Source organism: Cellulosilyticum ruminicola JCM 14822 (assembly GCF_001311925.1).
In the GTDB taxonomy this organism is placed as follows: domain Bacteria; phylum Bacillota; class Clostridia; order Lachnospirales; family Cellulosilyticaceae; genus Cellulosilyticum; species Cellulosilyticum ruminicola.
In genome coordinates this window covers 106,649-122,485 of record NZ_BBCG01000004.1, presented here as the reverse complement: position 1 = coordinate 122,485, position 15,837 = coordinate 106,649, and the positions used below count along the sequence as shown (strand labels likewise).

Annotated in this window: 16 protein-coding genes and 1 riboswitch; of the genes, 10 read left to right on the top strand and 6 right to left on the bottom strand. The window is 31.0% G+C overall.

The window, feature by feature from the left end; all coding sequences use genetic code 11:
- Positions 1 to 212 precede the first annotated feature (212 nt).
- Together JCM14822_RS02740 and JCM14822_RS02735 are read right to left on the bottom strand one after the other, a co-directional pair.
- Positions 213 to 458: a hypothetical protein gene (locus JCM14822_RS02740; protein WP_054739428.1), complete on the bottom strand. Its 246-nt coding sequence runs from the start codon at positions 456 to 458 to the stop codon at positions 213 to 215.
- Between the two features lie 62 nt (positions 459 to 520).
- Positions 521 to 1,096, bottom strand: coding sequence for a DUF4372 domain-containing protein (locus tag JCM14822_RS02735; RefSeq protein WP_054739426.1), 576 nt, complete (start codon positions 1,094 to 1,096; stop codon positions 521 to 523).
- 528 nt (positions 1,097 to 1,624) lie between these two features.
- Between JCM14822_RS02735 and JCM14822_RS02730 the strand changes: the two genes are divergently transcribed.
- From JCM14822_RS02730 to JCM14822_RS02685, 10 genes are all read left to right on the top strand, one after another.
- The gene (locus JCM14822_RS02730; RefSeq protein WP_054739424.1) at positions 1,625 to 2,386 is read left to right on the top strand and encodes a ParA family protein; all 762 of its coding nucleotides are present in this window, start codon (positions 1,625 to 1,627) and stop codon (positions 2,384 to 2,386) included.
- Between the two features lie 5 nt (positions 2,387 to 2,391).
- On the top strand, positions 2,392 to 3,255 hold the full coding sequence (locus JCM14822_RS02725) for a ParB/RepB/Spo0J family partition protein (RefSeq protein WP_054739422.1): 864 nt from the start codon (positions 2,392 to 2,394) through the stop codon (positions 3,253 to 3,255).
- A 22-nt stretch (positions 3,256 to 3,277) separates the two neighbouring features.
- Complete coding sequence (locus JCM14822_RS02720) at positions 3,278 to 3,796, top strand: DUF4446 family protein (RefSeq protein ID WP_054739420.1); 519 nt, start codon at positions 3,278 to 3,280, stop codon at positions 3,794 to 3,796.
- Positions 3,797 to 4,016: 220 nt separating this feature from the next.
- Positions 4,017 to 4,385: a GntR family transcriptional regulator gene (locus JCM14822_RS02715; RefSeq protein WP_054739418.1), complete on the top strand. Its 369-nt coding sequence runs from the start codon at positions 4,017 to 4,019 to the stop codon at positions 4,383 to 4,385.
- Between the two features lies 1 nt (position 4,386).
- Positions 4,387 to 4,569: a UBA domain-containing protein gene (locus tag JCM14822_RS02710; protein ID WP_054739416.1), complete on the top strand. Its 183-nt coding sequence runs from the start codon at positions 4,387 to 4,389 to the stop codon at positions 4,567 to 4,569.
- A gap of 30 nt (positions 4,570 to 4,599) precedes the next feature.
- On the top strand, positions 4,600 to 5,298 hold the full coding sequence (locus JCM14822_RS02705; RefSeq protein WP_054739414.1) for an ABC transporter ATP-binding protein: 699 nt from the start codon (positions 4,600 to 4,602) through the stop codon (positions 5,296 to 5,298).
- The gene (locus tag JCM14822_RS02700) at positions 5,292 to 6,068 is read left to right on the top strand and encodes a hypothetical protein (RefSeq protein ID WP_054739413.1); all 777 of its coding nucleotides are present in this window, start codon (positions 5,292 to 5,294) and stop codon (positions 6,066 to 6,068) included. Before JCM14822_RS02705 ends, JCM14822_RS02700 begins: the two co-directional genes overlap by 7 nt.
- 167 nt (positions 6,069 to 6,235) lie before the next feature.
- Positions 6,236 to 7,402 (top strand): metallophosphoesterase family protein, encoded by a 1,167-nt coding sequence (locus JCM14822_RS02695; RefSeq protein WP_054739411.1) that lies wholly within the window; start codon positions 6,236 to 6,238, stop codon positions 7,400 to 7,402.
- A 171-nt stretch (positions 7,403 to 7,573) separates the two neighbouring features.
- A riboswitch (glycine riboswitch) is annotated at positions 7,574 to 7,664 on the top strand.
- Positions 7,665 to 7,850: 186 nt separating this feature from the next.
- Positions 7,851 to 9,209, top strand: coding sequence for an alanine/glycine:cation symporter family protein (locus tag JCM14822_RS02690; RefSeq protein WP_054739408.1), 1,359 nt, complete (start codon positions 7,851 to 7,853; stop codon positions 9,207 to 9,209).
- 265 nt (positions 9,210 to 9,474) lie between these two features.
- Positions 9,475 to 11,406, top strand: a complete 1,932-nt coding sequence (locus JCM14822_RS02685) for a glycoside hydrolase family 9 protein (protein WP_054739406.1) — start codon at positions 9,475 to 9,477, stop codon at positions 11,404 to 11,406.
- A 70-nt stretch (positions 11,407 to 11,476) separates the two neighbouring features.
- Here the strand turns inward: JCM14822_RS02685 and JCM14822_RS02680 are convergent, their stop codons facing one another.
- The 4 genes from JCM14822_RS02680 to glnA form a co-directional block, all read right to left on the bottom strand.
- Entirely contained in the window at positions 11,477 to 12,682 is a 1,206-nt protein-coding gene (locus JCM14822_RS02680; protein ID WP_054739404.1) for an LL-diaminopimelate aminotransferase, read from the bottom strand.
- A gap of 61 nt (positions 12,683 to 12,743) precedes the next feature.
- Positions 12,744 to 13,583 (bottom strand): diaminopimelate epimerase, encoded by an 840-nt coding sequence (dapF, locus tag JCM14822_RS02675; RefSeq protein WP_054739402.1) that lies wholly within the window; start codon positions 13,581 to 13,583, stop codon positions 12,744 to 12,746.
- A 25-nt stretch (positions 13,584 to 13,608) separates the two neighbouring features.
- Positions 13,609 to 14,178: an ANTAR domain-containing response regulator gene (locus JCM14822_RS02670; protein WP_054739401.1), complete on the bottom strand. Its 570-nt coding sequence runs from the start codon at positions 14,176 to 14,178 to the stop codon at positions 13,609 to 13,611.
- A gap of 36 nt (positions 14,179 to 14,214) precedes the next feature.
- Complete coding sequence (gene glnA, locus JCM14822_RS02665) at positions 14,215 to 15,531, bottom strand: type I glutamate--ammonia ligase (protein ID WP_054739399.1); 1,317 nt, start codon at positions 15,529 to 15,531, stop codon at positions 14,215 to 14,217.
- Positions 15,532 to 15,837 lie beyond the last annotated feature (306 nt).

The following is a 15,837-nucleotide window of genomic DNA, read 5'->3' as shown; positions in this document are numbered from 1 at the left end:
AAAAGTCATACATTTCATTAAGATGTAATAAGTTGAAACCTTTTATGTTAGGAGAAGACTGAAAATAGGTGCTTGAATCATTGGGATTATGTGAGATATTTAAATCCGCCCCATCAACTGCCACTAATCTATATCCTTTATACGTTTTATATTGCTTAAACGAGTCATTAAACTCATGGAGTAAAAACTCAAATGCAAAAGGTAAAATTTTATCACGTTGTTGTACAAGAGCTGAAGAAGTAGCTATATATAGATGTATAACCACAGTAATCTAATAATTCTTTGTAAATGCTATTTCCGTTCATACTTAAAAGTAATCCAAGCATTGTTTTAAAATCTAATTTGCGATTACACATAAAATCCTTTTCAGGATTTTTAACAAAAAGCCATTGATAGTCATTCATTTGTTCAATAATCCCTAGTAAATTTTCTTTAATTTGTGTTGCGTAGCTAGTCATTAATATGCCTCCTTGAAGTTGTATATCATCAAGGGGCTTCGCCGCAAATTTTATAGATTTTGTCAAGCTTTTTTACATAAAAAATACCCAAGTAGAGGTTTAAGTACTTGGGTATTTAAGAAATATTCTAAGATCAATGTCTTAACTAAACGACATTGACGATCGGGTACACCTGTTGGATCATTCATACTTGTATGTATTTTTATACCAGCTTTTGTCTTTCGGAACTTTGCACAGTCAAAAAAGCGTAAATACATGCTTATAGTAGTAAAGTCAATCATCTTGACCAAAGTCAATTTTTTTAGGTATTCATCTTTTGTAAGCGTTGAGACAGAAGTATTAATCAATTCTTGCATAATAGGAAGAAATACTCTGTAATCTCTAGGTTTATTATGATTTGCTAAAGTAGCTAAGCTGATGTTTGGTAAGAGTTCTGACATTTGAACAGTCATACTTTGTTTTAAATCACGAAGTCCATCATGTTCACAAATATGAAAATAAATCATACTAGCAAGGTGTTCATGTGTAAAAAATTTATTCTTTTTAAAATCGGTATTTAGTTTAAAAGTATATTTTTGAAGTAATTTCCAATCGATAAGGTCTATAAATTTTTTGAATAAAGTAATATAATTGTCCATAGTCAGTTCCTTTATGTTTGGTATGGTCTAATAATTATATTAAACCTCAGGAGGCTGGCTATTTTCATGTTAATGAAAATAAAAGTTAGTAACTAAGCAACAATGAAAATATAAAATATGTTCCACGTGGAACAATCTTATATAAAGATAAAATATTAGTAATTCATTTACTTAAATAGTAATTAAGGAATCATAAAATAGGCGAATAATAGAGTGTTAAATTTAATAATAAGTTGAAAGCTTAAAGTAATAGGAAAGTAGTATATAATGAGATTTAAAATAATTTTATTAAATTAGAAAGATAGTGTTTCATGTGAACATCTTATTTTTTATATAAAGAGTAGTGAAAGGTATAATTTAAAAAAAGTTATAGTATATCAGTAAGGAAAATGAGTATAGGAAGATTAAGGTAAAATGAAAGTTATAAGAGAATAAAATATAGAAATTAATAGATGAAATATTTATAAAAAAATAGGGATATGCTATACTAAGTTTAATCATAAGAGAAAAGAAAAAGAGGAGGATGTTATGGGTAAAGTAATTGCTGTTGTTAACCAAAAGGGAGGAGTTGGTAAGACGACTACGGTTGTGAATTTATCAGCTGCATTAGCAGAAGAGGACTATAAAGTACTTATCATAGATATTGACCCACAGGGGAATGCAACGAGTGGATGTGGTATTTTAAAGAATCAAGTAAATAGCACAGTATATGATATACTAGTAAATAACATTAATATAAAAGAAGCAATACAACAATCGGAACATGAACCAATTAGTATTGTAGCATCTAATATGAATTTAGCGGGGACAGAAGTAGAGTTAGTTAATACAAAACAACGTGAATTTATCTTAAAGAAACAAATTGATATGATTAAAGATGAATATGATTACATATTTATTGATTGTCCACCAGCTGTAAATATATTAACTGTTAATGCATTAACCGCTGCTGATTCTGTACTGATTCCGATGCAATGTGAATATTATGCATTAGAAGGATTATCACAATTAGTACAAACAGTTGGATTAGTAAAGAAAAATATTAACCCTAAACTTGTACTAGAGGGAATTCTATTTACAATGTTTGATAATAGAACAAATTTATCAGCTCAAGTTGTAAAAGAAGTTGAAACACATTTTAAAGATACTGTATATCAAACAAAAATCACAAGAAGTGTTAGATTAAGTGAAGCACCTAGCTTTGGAATGTCTTGTATTAAATATGACTCAAGATCAAAGGGTAGTGACCAATATCGTCAATTAGCAAAAGAATTTGTAGAGAGGAATTAAAGCTGATGAAACAACAAAGAGGATTAGGAAGAGGGCTTAATGCATTATTATCAGATGAGTTAGTAAGTGCAGCAAATGATAAAGAAGAAATCATTAAAATTGTAGATATTAATGAGATTGAGCCTAATTTTGGGCAACCAAGAAAGAATTTCGATGAAGAGGAATTAAAAGAGTTAAGTTCATCTATATTAGAACATGGTATTTTACAACCACTCATTGTAAGAGAAAAAAATAATAAATATGAGATTGTTGCAGGAGAAAGAAGATATAGAGCAGCTAGAATGGCTAAGATTACAGAAGTACCAGTTATCATAAAATCTTTTACAGAACAACAAACTCTAGAGATTGCTGTGGTTGAAAACGTTCAACGTTCAGATTTAAATGCTATGGAGCTTGCATGTGCTTATAGCTTATTAATGGAGCGATTTGATCTAACACAAGAGCAAGTAGCTGATAAAGTAGGAAAAAGCAGGGCATCAGTAGCTAACATTATGCGATTACTTAATTTAACAACATATGTTCAAGAAAAATTAAGAACAGATGAAATTACATTTGGACATGCTAGAGCATTATTAGCATTAAAAGATAATAAAGTTCAAAAACAAGTAACTGATTTAATTAATGAAAAATCACTTAGCGTAAGAGAGACAGAAAGATATATTCAAGCACTTTTAAATAATAAAAAAGAGAAAAAGCCAGAAGAAAAGGTAAAAACTAATCCTTTTTATAGAGAATTACAAGAAACATTACAAAAAGCATTAGGAACAAAAGTTGTTATTTCTAAAGGTGCTAAAAAAGGAAAAATTGAAATCGAATATTATTCTGATGAAGAATTATCTAGAATTATAGAACTTATAAGCATGAATTAATAGAAAAAGGAAAGAAGAGAAAATGACAATAGAACGAGTGTTAGCGTTATATAATAGTTATTCAATATATATTGTTGGAGGATTAGGTTTATTAATATTTGTGTTATTAATTGGTAGTCTTAGAACAAAGAGTAAACTTAACAAGTTACAAAAAAGATTTGAGAAGTTTATGAGTAAAGATGATATTGATTTAGAAGGCCTTTTAGTACAATATACAAAGCATATTAATGAGTTAGTAGAAAGTAATAATGAAGTTAGAGCAGTTATGCAACAAGTAGAGACAGATTTAAATGATTGTGTGCAAAAAGTAGGCATCGTAAGATACCAAGCAATTGCACATACAGGTGCAGATTTATCATTTGCTATTGCATTATTAAATAAACAAAATGATGGTATTGTTTTAAATGGAATCTATAGTAGAGATGGTTCTTATACATATGCTAAGCCTATTAAAGATGGTAAATCTACTTATAATTTATCAGATGAAGAGATACAAGCGCTTGAACAAGCTATGAGTAAAGAAGCAGCTGTAGTAGAATAGAAGTATATAAAAGAATCATATAAATTATATTATTAAAAAAGCAGATATTCTTTAGATAAGAAATCTGCTTTTTGTTTGTCAGAATATCTAAATTGTATTGACAATTTAGATATTAATATGTATTATTGTATTAAGTGATTAATACAGTAATAAAATCATATAGATAAATTTAAGCTAGCAGTAGAAAAAGTAATAAAAAATTTTAAAGGAGGTTATTTCAATGGCGTGGGAATTTAATAACAATGAACCAATTTATAGACAACTTTTAGATCAATTAAAACTAAGAATTATATCAGGCGTTATTGGAACAGGAAGCAAATTAGATTCCGTAAGAGATTTAGCACAAGATGCCGGGGTGAATCCTAATACGATGCAACGTGCATTAGCAGAATTAGAAAGAGAAGAACTTGTATTTAGTCAAAGGACAAGTGGTAGATTTGTAACAGAAGATAAGGAGTTAATTCAAAGATTAAGAAATGAATATGCACATGAAAAAGTAAGAGAATTAACAACATCATTATTACAACTAGGTTATACGCGGAAAGAGTTAATAGAATTAATAAATGGTTTTTTAGAGGAGGTAAGTTAAGATGAAAGGACAATTGGGGGAAACATTAAATAATTCTAATATGATTTATACGGGGTTTAGTGATATGAGAGAAAGCATTGCAGTAAAAAAATTTAGAGAGACAACTGAAACATTAAGTTCATTGGGGTATAGCAAAGAAGAGGTTACACAAATTTTACAAGATGTCTTAAAAAAATGTAGTTAGAAACAGGGAAAGATAAAGGGAGGTTAAAAAATGAATGCATTATTACACATACAAAATGTAACTAAGAAATATGGAAAGAAAGAAGTATTAAAGGATGTAAGTATAGATGTATCATCAGGAAAAATTGTTGGGCTTTTAGGTCCTAATGGAAGTGGGAAGAGTACATTAATTAAATTAATAAATGGTTTAATTGAGCCCAATAATGGAATGATTACAATTAAAGGCAATGCACTAGGTAATGAATCTAAAAAAATAATGGCTTATTTACCAGAAAGAACTTATTTAAATAATTGGATGAAGGTAAAAGATATATTAAGCTTCTTCTCAGACTTCTATAGTGATTTTGATAGAAATAGGGCAGAGGAAATGCTCAAACAGCTTAATATCAATAAAAATGACAAATTAAAAACTATGTCTAAAGGAACAAAAGAAAAAGTACAACTTATTTTAGTTATGTCTCGAAAAGCAGACTTATATATTTTAGATGAACCAATTGGGGGAGTAGATCCAGCTACAAGAGATTATATCTTAAAAACAATTATTAAAAATTATAGTACAGAAAGTTCTATTTTAATAGCAACACATCTCATTCAAGAGATTGAAAATATATGTGATGAAGTAATCTTTTTAGCCTATGGGGAAGTAGTATTACAAGGTAGTGTAGATGAAATCAGAGAAGAAAAAGGTAAGTCTATAGATGCATTATTTAGGGAGGTATTTGTATGTTAGGGAAATTATTAAAGTATGAGATTAAAGCAACAGCAATGACGTTTTTGGTAATGTATGTAGCAATTTTAGCATTAGCGATTTCAAATATGATATTTAATCAAGTTAAATTTAATTCTGGAATAGTTATTACATTGGGAATTTTAGTATTTTCATTTATTGCATTAGGCATTGTAACCATTATTATGGCGGTACAAAGGTTTAATAAAAACTTACTAGGAGATGAGGGGTATTTGATGTTTACACTTCCAGTAAGTAGTAGTCAAATTATTATTTCTAAGTTACTTGTAACAATTATATGGGTTTTCGCAAGTTGTATTATAGCATTTTTAACTTTTATTATTTTATACAATACCTATTCAGATGGACATGAACTAGCTCAATTGATTACTGAAATAAAAGATAATTGGAATGAGCTCAATACACAGCTTATAAGTGAATTACACATGAGTGTTTATAGTTTCATGGCTTGGATAGGAAGTGGCGTTTTACTAGGATTAACAGAATTTATTTTAATGATTTATACAGCACTTACAATTGCACAATTACCTCCATTCTCTAAACATAGAGGATTATGTGCTTTTGGAATATATGTAGGAATCGATGTAGTACTTAACAATGTAATTATGACAGCACTTATTGCTATCGTAGGAATTAATCAATTAGATCCTAAGTTAATCATGATAGGTGGATGCGGATTTGCTGCTGTTAGTAGCGTGATATTATTTATTTGTACTAATTTTATCTTAAGCAAGCATCTAAATTTAGAATAATAGTTGTCTATATAAAATGAATAGCTTGAGTATAAATAAAACAGACTATAAGTATTTTATAGCCTGTTTTATTTATAAAAATATTTCTGAACATTCTGTTTAAAGTATAAGGTATATGAGGATTACACCGAAAAATAAATAGTAAAGGGAAATAAGGGAGGAGCAAAATGGCATATAATAAAGTGGCTATTATTTCAGATCTCCATGCAAACCTGTATATGCTTGATACATTCTTAGCTTATGTAGAAAAGGAAAAGATTGAATTAGTGATAAACCTAGGCGATTTTATAAGTGAGGGGCCATATCCTTATGAAGTACTTAAGAAAGTATTAGAAGATAAACGATTTGTTAATATTATGGGATATGATGAAGCTAGGATGATAGAAGATGGTACTCCAGAAGACAAAGCAGGAACTTTAGCCTGGACCAAGGATAAGTTGGATAAAAGGGCATTAAATAAATTAAGAGAGTTACCAACTATTAAGAGTATTGAAATAGGTAATATGAAAATATTAATGATGCATTTAAATGGATTTGTAGAAATATCACAGAAGATTGCACATAGCTCAAGTAAGATAGTAGATGGAGAAAGTTATACTTATATTTTTTGTGGAGGTGGACATTTACAGCAATTTACACATGCTAAAGAACCGTTTTTTAATACTAATATTATAGAACCAGGAGCTTTAATGAAAGATGAAAATGATAGAGGACATTTTGCTGTACTTGAGATAAAAGATAATAAGCCTAAGATAGTATTTGAAAGTATTTTGTGCAAGGAGGTTTATAGTACACAAGAGCAAGTAGAAGTGAAAGAACCTTATTTAATAGAAGAAGTTAATTTAAAGAAAGACATTAACTTACATATTTACGACGAAGCCAAAGAAGGAAATTCAAGAGTATATAAAGAAGAAATCATGAAACAAGTTTTAGAACTGGGATTTAGTAGAGCACAGTATATTAGTATAGGCTGTTGGGTTACAGAAACGGAAAAAGTAAAAGAATTATTATTTTATTTAAAATGTAGGAGAACTAAATTTTGTGAAAAGAGCGGACAACAATGGTATATAGGGGAAATTACATCTGAGATAAAAAAATATGTACAGGAAGAAATCAATAAATGTGAAGAAAAACTTAAATGGTTTGAAATATTATTTTTAGAAAATGTATATAGTGTAAAGCCTATATATAGTATTTATCATTATGGAAAGGCTTGTTTAGTAAATCAAATGTTTAATCATGAGTTATATAATATGGAAGAAAAGTTGAAAGCAAATAAAATTATATATGAAATAAATGCATGGGAATCTAAAAAAGCTAAAGTTAGCAAATGATGTCAAGTTGCATAAATTTGTTGACTTTATTTTTTTGTATTATAAGATTAATTTAACATAACCGGATGAAGCTATACAGAAGAGTGATCTAAGTGACGTTAAAACCTAAGGTTACAAGATCCACCGAAGGAGTAACACTCTCAGGTGCTTAGAAAAGCGAGAACTGCACGGCTGACGGACTCTGGAGAGACTCAAGTTATGGGCGCCGAAGGGGCAAAAGCATTTTGTTTAATCTCTCAGGCAAAAGGACAGAGCACAATACATAATATATAGCAGTAATATGATAAACTAAGTATAAATAAAATAGATTAGGGATTTATTTGCATTTAATAAAATTATATATATTTTATTTAGCCACGGTTAATAGTATTATGTATCAAGCAATAGTCTATAAACTTAAGTAACTCCTCTACTTTAAATTTTTAATTAAAAGAAGGGAGTATTTTTTATGGATATTTTAAAAATTTTAAAGACAATTAATGACTGGGTATGGGGGCCACCTTTATTAGTATTATTAGTAGGGACAGGTATTTTATTTACTGTAAGATTAGGACTCATACAAATTGTTAAATTACCAAAGGCTTTTAAATTAATTTTTAAAGCTGAAAATAATGGAACAGGTGATATTAATAGTTTTGGTGCTTTATGTACAGCACTTGCGGCAACTGTTGGTACAGGAAATATCGTAGGTGTAGCAACAGCGATTAGCGCAGGTGGACCTGGGGCATTATTCTGGATGTGGGTAGCAGCATTCTTCGGAATGGCAACTAAATATGCAGAAGGTGTATTAGCTATTAAATATCGAACAATCGATGCAAATGGTCAAGTATCAGGTGGACCAATGTATTATATCGAAAGAGGGCTTGGTGATAAAATTAAAGGATTAGCTAAATTCTTAGCTGTATTCTTTGCAGTAAGTGGAATCTTAGTTGCATTACTTGGAATAGGAACATTTTCACAAGTTAACTCAATTGCATCAAGTTTACAATCTACATTGGGTGTAGATACTAAAATTACAAGTATTGTTGTAGCAGTATTAATTGGAATTATTGTATTTGGTGGAATTCAAGCTATTTCTAAAGTAGCAGAAAAAGTTGTACCATTTATGGCAATCACATATATTATTTTTACGCTTATTATTTTAGGAAGCAATGGAAGCCAAATTATACCAGCATTGGGTATAGTTTTCAAAGGGGCGTTTACAGGAACAGCAGCAGTAGGCGGATTTACAGGAGCAATAGTTGCAAAAGCTATTCAATCAGGTATTGCTCGTGGAGTATTCTCTAATGAATCAGGTCTTGGGAGTGCGCCAATTGCAGCAGCAGCAGCAAAAACGGAATGGCCAGCAGAACAAGGGCTTATTTCAATGACAGGTACATTTATTGATACAATTATTATTTGTACATTAACAGGTTTAACACTTATTGTAACAGGTGTATGGCAAGGAGAACATGCGGGAGCAGTTATGACACAAGATGCATTTGCTCAAGTATTACCAACAGCTGGACCAATTTTAATTACTATCTGTTTAACACTTTTTGCATTTACAACAATTTTAGGCTGGTGCTATTATGGAGAACGTTGTCTTGAGTACTTAATGGGTGTAAAAGGTATTACAGCTTATAGAATTGTATTTTTAGTAATGGTAGCTTTAGGTGGATTCATTCAATTAGAAGTTATCTGGACACTTGCAGATATCGTAAATGGACTTATGGCATTACCAAACTTAATCGGTTTAATTTGTTTATCTGGTGTAGTTGTAAAAGAAACTAAAAAGTATATGGATTATCTAGATAAAGTAAAATAGATACTTAATTTAAGTTGATTTAGTTAAATTTAAACAAAAAATGCGCAATATGCGAAAATAATTTCGTGATATTGCGTATTTTTATGGGTTAAATGTATAATGTTATAGCACAAAATTTTACATGTTAATCATTTTTAAACATGCAATTATGAATAAGCATTATAATGGAATCAGATTTAGACAGATAAAAAAATAAAAAAATAAAAAGAGACGATTTATAGGAATTAAAGGGTTAAATATTAAGAAAGCTATAGGAGGAATTGAAATGAAATTATTACAAAGAATGAGAAAACAAGGTGCATGCTTATTAAGTCTTGCAACATTATTATCAGTATTTGCAGGAATGCCATTAATGGCATCATCAACTTCAGCAGAATTTAATTATAGTGATGCATTAGAAAAAAGTGTTATTTTTTATGATGCTAATAAATGTGGTCCACATGCTGGGGATAATAATGCATTTGAGTGGCGTGGAGCTTGTCACGTTAATGATGGTAAAGATAAAGGATTAGATTTAACAGGTGGATTCCATGACTGTGGTGATCATGTAAAATTCGGTGTTACACAAAACTATGCAGCATCAGTACTTGGTTGGGCTTATCTTGATTACAGAGAAGCATTTGAAAAAGCAGGTAATGCTGATAAAACATATGATATATTAAAATATTTTACAGATTATTTATTAAAATGTCATCCAAATGCTAATGTATTCTATTATCAAGTAGGTAATGGAGATACTGACCATGGTTATTGGGGAGCACCAGAAAAACAAGGTGATAGAGAAGTTTACTATACATTAAATTCAGGAGCAGCTGGTTCAGATATTGCTGGTGGTGCTTCAGCAGCATTAAGTATTATGTATCTTAATAGTAAAGACAAAGATGCAGCTTATGCTAAGAAATGTTTAGATGCAGCTAAATCATTATATGTTTTAGGAACAGCTAATGAAGGTGTTGCACCAGCTCAAAGTTATTATATGAGTAGTAGCTATAAAGATGATTTAGCTTGGGCAGCAACATGGTTATATAAAGCTACTAATGACTCTAAATATTTAGCAGATGCTGAAAAATACATACAATCAAAAGAAAATTCTAATGTACCAGTAGAAAGTGCTTGGACTATGTGCTGGGATGACATGAGTGTACCAACAGTTGTAGAATTATATAAAGCAACAAAGAAAGACAAGTATAAATCTGCAATAGAATACAATATGAAAGCATGGTATCAAATGTCACCAACTGCTGGTGGATTAAAAATCTTAAATAGCTGGGGGAGTTTAAGATATGCTGCAGCTGAATCAGCTATTGCAATGCAATACTACAATATTACAGGCGATTCAAAAGCTAAAGATTTAGCAATGAGCCAAATCAATTATATTTTAGGTGATAATCCAAACAGTATGTCTTATGTAATTGGATTTGGTGGCAATTATCCATCAAAACCACACCATAGAGCAGCTAACGGCTATCAAGGATACAATGATAATAATAATAAGAAAGCAGCAAAATATGTATTAACAGGTGCATTAGTAGGTGGACCAGGGGAAAGTGATTCATATTCAAATGATCCAGAAAAATATACAGAAACAGAAGTTGGTATTGATTACAATGCAGGTTTAGTAATGGCATTAGCTAGTATTATTTCAGATGGTAAAATTAGTGATATACCAACAAATCCAACAGAGCCAACAAATCCAACAGAGCCAACAAATCCAACAGAGCCAACAAATCCAACAGAGCCAACAAATCCAACAGAGCCAACAAATCCAACAGAGCCAATAAATCCAACAAATCCAACAGAAAAAGTAGAGGGTGTAGATGTAGAAGTAACAACAAGAGTGGGTGAATCAATAGATCAAGTATATAATATTAAAGCAAGTGGTTCAGAAAGTATTGATTTATCAAAAGTAGCAATTCGTTACTACTATAGCACAAATGATAATAGTGCAATGCAATTCTACTGTGATCATGCAGCAGCTCAATTAAATGTAGAACCTTGGTATCAAGCAATTACATCAGATGTAAAAGCAACATTTGGTAAAGATAGTGATGGAAATTATGTTGAAATCAAACTTAATAGTGATATTACATTAAAAGCAAATAGTGGAACAGTTACACTTCAAACACGTTTAGCAAAAGCAGATTGGTCTAGTGTTTCAAACTTTAAAGAAGGTAAAATAGTTGTAGTATATAAATAATTTGAAGATATATTAAAAATGATTAATAAAAAGGCTATGTCTTTGACATAGCCTTTTTATTAATGTTTAATTAAAAGTTAAGTGATTTGAAACGTTCCATAGCTTCAATTGTAGCATTACGATCACCGAAAGCTGTAAGACGGAAGAATCCTTCACCATTATTACCAAATCCAGCACCTGGTGTACCGACTACGGCAATTTCATTAAGAAGGTAATCGAAGAAATCCCAAGATTTCATGTTATTAGGGCATTTAAGCCAGATATAAGGTGAATTATCTCCACCATAGTATTCAATGCCTTTTGCTTTCATAGCAGCAGCAATAATGCGTGCATTTTCCATATAGTATTTAATATTTTCTTTGATTTGAGATTGACCTTCGGCTGTGAAGACAGCAGCTGCACCTCTTTGAATAATATAAGGAACACCATTAAATTTAGTTGTTTGTCTTCTGAGCCAAAGTTTGTTAAGGACGATTTCATCTCCATCACTATTAAGTGCTTTAAGAGATTTTGGAACAACTGTGTAACCACAGCGAGTACCTGTAAAGCCAGCTGTTTTAGATAAACTACAGAATTCGATAGCACATTCTTTAGCACCTTCGATTTCAAAAATACTTCTTGGAAGAGAAGCGTCATGGATGAAACATTCATAAGCTGCATCATATAGAATAATAGAATTATGGTCTAAGGCATATTTAACCCATGCTGTGAGTTGCTCTCTGTTGTAAACAGAACCTGTTGGATTGTTTGGAGAGCAGAGATAAATAATATCTGGAATAACTTCTAAATCAGTTGGAGGAAGTGGTAAGAAATCATTATTTGCATTAGAATCTAAGTAAATAATTTCACGACCAGACATAATATTTGTATCTACATATACAGGATAGACTGGATCTGGAACCATAATGATATTTTCATTACCAAAAATATCTGTAATATTACCAACATCACTTTTTGCTCCATCACTAATGAAAATCTCATCTGTTTCAAGAGAAACACCCATTTGTTCATAGTAAGATTGAACTGCTTGATGTAAGAAATCATAGCCTTGTTCTGGCCCATAACCTTTGAAAGTTTCTTTTTGTCCCATTTCATCTACAGCAGTATGCATAGCGGCAAGTACAGCTGGAGCTAAAGGCCTAGTAACATCACCAATTCCCATACGAATTAATTTTTTTTCTGGATGTTCAGCTACGAACTCGTTAACTTTTTTTGCAATAGTAGAGAAGAGGTAGCTGTCTTGAAGTTCTAAATAATTATCATTAATAAAAGCCATTTTTGAATCCTCCTTGTAAAATTTCATTTAGTATTTAAATTAAATAATTTAACATATTAAATTAATATTCAATAACGCCATCAAAAACTTTAGTGGCAGGTCCTTTCATAAGCACGCTACCATCAGTATTATAAGTGATTTTTAAATCCCCACCACGTAATTGGATAGTGAGTTCCTCACCTTGTTTGCAGAATCCATTAAGGACACAAGATACAGCAACGGCACATGCGCCTGTTCCACAAGCCCAAGTTTCACCTGAACCACGTTCCCAAACGCGCATTTTAACTGTATTTTCATTGATTATTTGTACAAATTCAGTATTTATTCTCTCAGGAAATAGTGGATGAAACTCAAATTTAGGTCCAATTGTTTCGAGAGAGAGATTATCAATATCAGTGTCGCAGAATAAAACAGCATGAGGATTGCCCATAGAAACGCAAGTTACATTATAATATATACCATCTATATCAATAGGTTGATTAATAAATGTTTCTCCTTCAGCAAGAATAGGGATATCTTTAGGAATAAGAATTGCATTTCCCATATTTACTTCTACAGAAGTAACCTTATTATCTTCAACATTTAATTTAAGGTATTTGATACCACTTAAAGTTTCTAAGGTGATGTTTGTTTGATCTGTATAACCTGCTTCATATACGAATTTACCAATACATCTTGTGGCATTACCACACATTTTTCCTTCTGAACCATCTGCATTAAACATACGCATTCTAAAATCAGCTATTTCAGATGGTAAAATCATAACTAATCCATCTGCACCAATTCCAAAATGGCGGTCACTTATAAATTCAGAGAATGCGTTAGGATCTTCAATAGTTTCCTTAAATCCGTCGACATAAACATAGTCATTTCCTATTCCATGCATTTTAGTAAAATTAATTTTTCATAAATCCACACCCTTCATATTATACTTCATAAGTTTTGAGAATATTATCAGCTACAACTCTTGGCGAGACTCGCAAGTCCATGGCTTGTTTTTGAATATATCTATGTGCTTGTTTTTCATCAAGGCCTAAATATTTGATAAGAGAATATTTAGCACGTTCAATAACTTTTACATCATCCATCTTCTTTTTTAAGGCTTTATTCTGTTGACGTAGGGTAGAAATAATTTGTTTTGAATTAAGAACAAATGGAATAGATTGCAATAGGACTTGCTTATTAATTGGTTTACCTACAACAAAAGCACCAGTAACTGCTACTTTATCTTGAACTTGTTCTTTGAGATCTGATTTAACCAGAATGAGTATAGCAGATAAAGATTTTTCAGCTATATCTAGGACAAGCTCGGAACCAAATTCATCGCTTAATGGCGTATTGATTATGACTAAATCATAATCGATAGAGTCGATTTTTCTTCTTGCTTCATTACCAGATGCGGCATATTCATAATCAGAAAAACCAAGAGGGCTAATGAGATCATATAAGGCATTTGAAGATTCTCTTTGGGTGGAGGCAATTAAAATTCTTTCCACACTACCGACTCCTTTTTAATGATTTTTGGTTTTAAATTAGAGGTATTGCTGGACTTCCCAATCATGAACAGTTTGATTGTACTCATTCCATTCTTGGGTTTTAATAGTAAGATAGTTAACAAAAATATGTTTACCTAAAACATTTTGAACGAACTCACTTTGACGCATAGTATTAAGCGCAACAGACAGACTTGCTGGTAAAGTTTGAATACCTAAATCGAGTAATTTGCTTAAAGATAAGTTGTAAGCATTTAAATCTAACTCAGGCATAAGTGGTAATTCATTTTGGATACCATCTAATCCAGCATCTAAAAGTAGTGCAAGTGTGAGATAAGGATTGCACATAGGATCTGGGCTGCGAAGTTCAATTCTGTTATAGCCTGTAGTGCTAGATGGCACTCTAATTAAGGCAGAACGATTTTTGAATGACCAAGAAATATGACGAGGTGCTTCAAAACCAGAAATAAGCCTTTTGTATGAGTTTACAAGTGGATTAGAAATGGCAGAAATTTCTGTAATATATTTAAGAATACCAGCAATGAAATGTTGTGCATTTTTAGGTAACGGATCAGAAGATTTAGTATCAAAAATATTTTCACCATCTTTGAAGAGAGACATATTAATATGCATACCAGAACCGCTAGTATTCATAAGAGGTTTAGGCATAAAAGAAGCATGGAAACCATTGCGTCCAGCGATGGTTTTTACTACTGTTTTAAACGCTAAAATATTATCAGCAGATTGAATAACATTGTCATATTTAAAGTCAATTTCATGTTGTCCGATTGCTGATTCATGATGAGATGATTCGATTTCAAATCCCATTTCTTCTAGTGTAAGGCATATTTCACGACGTGTATTTTCGCCTTGATCTAAAGGTGCCACATCGAAGTAAGAAGCCTTATCGCCGGGTTCGAGTGTTGGACGGCCTTCTAAATCTGTTTTGAAGAGGAAAAATTCACATTCAGCACCGACCTTAAAGATATATCCCATTTGTTTAGCTCTTTCAAAAGCGGATTTTAAGATATAGCGACTGTCACCAGCGAAAGGTTTACCTTCAGCTGTTTTAATGTCGCAAAATAAACGAGCAACTTTACCATGTTGTGGACGCCATGGTAAGACGCAAAGTGTTGTAGGATCTGGAAAAAGGAAAAGTTCGGAGTCTTCTATACTGCTAAAGCCCTTGATAGATGAAGCGTCGAAAGATATACCTTCATCAAAAGCTTTACTTAATTGTTTAGGTGAAATAGATATTGTTTTAAGCTCGCCTAAGATATCGCAGAATTGTAATTTAATAAATCTAATATCGTTATCTTCTACAAATCTTAATGCTCCAATTTTATTATACGACATATGAAATTCCTCCTAGTATGTTTTTAAGTGGTATTTAAAAATAATTACCCCTATTTTAAAATATTTGGTATTACCTGTAAAGTAGGTAAATTTATTTGTTTGAAAAAATAAATTATGTCAAAAAAAGTAAATACATTCACATTTAATGTAAAAAAAATAAATGTTAGATAAAATATATTGACAAATTCAGAAAATTGCTTTATATTTATGTTCAATTGTTATCGAAAGTAAATTGATTTGTGTTGTGTTCCATTAAATAAAATTTTTAAGGTCAAGATTTGTACTCTAATAATTATTTTTTAGCTC

Bases quoted from the DNA above. Each gene is read 5' to 3' on its own strand.
- JCM14822_RS02740 (WP_054739428.1), bottom strand. From the start codon at position 458: ATGACTAGCTACGCAACACAAATTAAAGAAAATTTACTAGGGATTATT.
- JCM14822_RS02735 (WP_054739426.1), bottom strand. From the start codon at position 1,096: ATGGACAATTATATTACTTTATTCAAAAAATTTATAGACCTTATCGAT.
- JCM14822_RS02730 (WP_054739424.1), top strand. From the start codon at position 1,625: ATGGGTAAAGTAATTGCTGTTGTTAACCAAAAGGGAGGAGTTGGTAAG.
- JCM14822_RS02725 (WP_054739422.1), top strand. From the start codon at position 2,392: ATGAAACAACAAAGAGGATTAGGAAGAGGGCTTAATGCATTATTATCA.
- JCM14822_RS02720 (WP_054739420.1), top strand. From the start codon at position 3,278: ATGACAATAGAACGAGTGTTAGCGTTATATAATAGTTATTCAATATAT.
- JCM14822_RS02715 (WP_054739418.1), top strand. From the start codon at position 4,017: ATGGCGTGGGAATTTAATAACAATGAACCAATTTATAGACAACTTTTA.
- JCM14822_RS02710 (WP_054739416.1), top strand. From the start codon at position 4,387: ATGAAAGGACAATTGGGGGAAACATTAAATAATTCTAATATGATTTAT.
- JCM14822_RS02705 (WP_054739414.1), top strand. From the start codon at position 4,600: ATGAATGCATTATTACACATACAAAATGTAACTAAGAAATATGGAAAG.
- JCM14822_RS02700 (WP_054739413.1), top strand. From the start codon at position 5,292: ATGTTAGGGAAATTATTAAAGTATGAGATTAAAGCAACAGCAATGACG.
- JCM14822_RS02695 (WP_054739411.1), top strand. From the start codon at position 6,236: ATGGCATATAATAAAGTGGCTATTATTTCAGATCTCCATGCAAACCTG.
- JCM14822_RS02690 (WP_054739408.1), top strand. From the start codon at position 7,851: ATGGATATTTTAAAAATTTTAAAGACAATTAATGACTGGGTATGGGGG.
- JCM14822_RS02685 (WP_054739406.1), top strand. From the start codon at position 9,475: ATGAAATTATTACAAAGAATGAGAAAACAAGGTGCATGCTTATTAAGT.
- JCM14822_RS02680 (WP_054739404.1), bottom strand. From the start codon at position 12,682: ATGGCTTTTATTAATGATAATTATTTAGAACTTCAAGACAGCTACCTC.
- glnA (WP_054739399.1), bottom strand. From the start codon at position 15,531: ATGTCGTATAATAAAATTGGAGCATTAAGATTTGTAGAAGATAACGAT.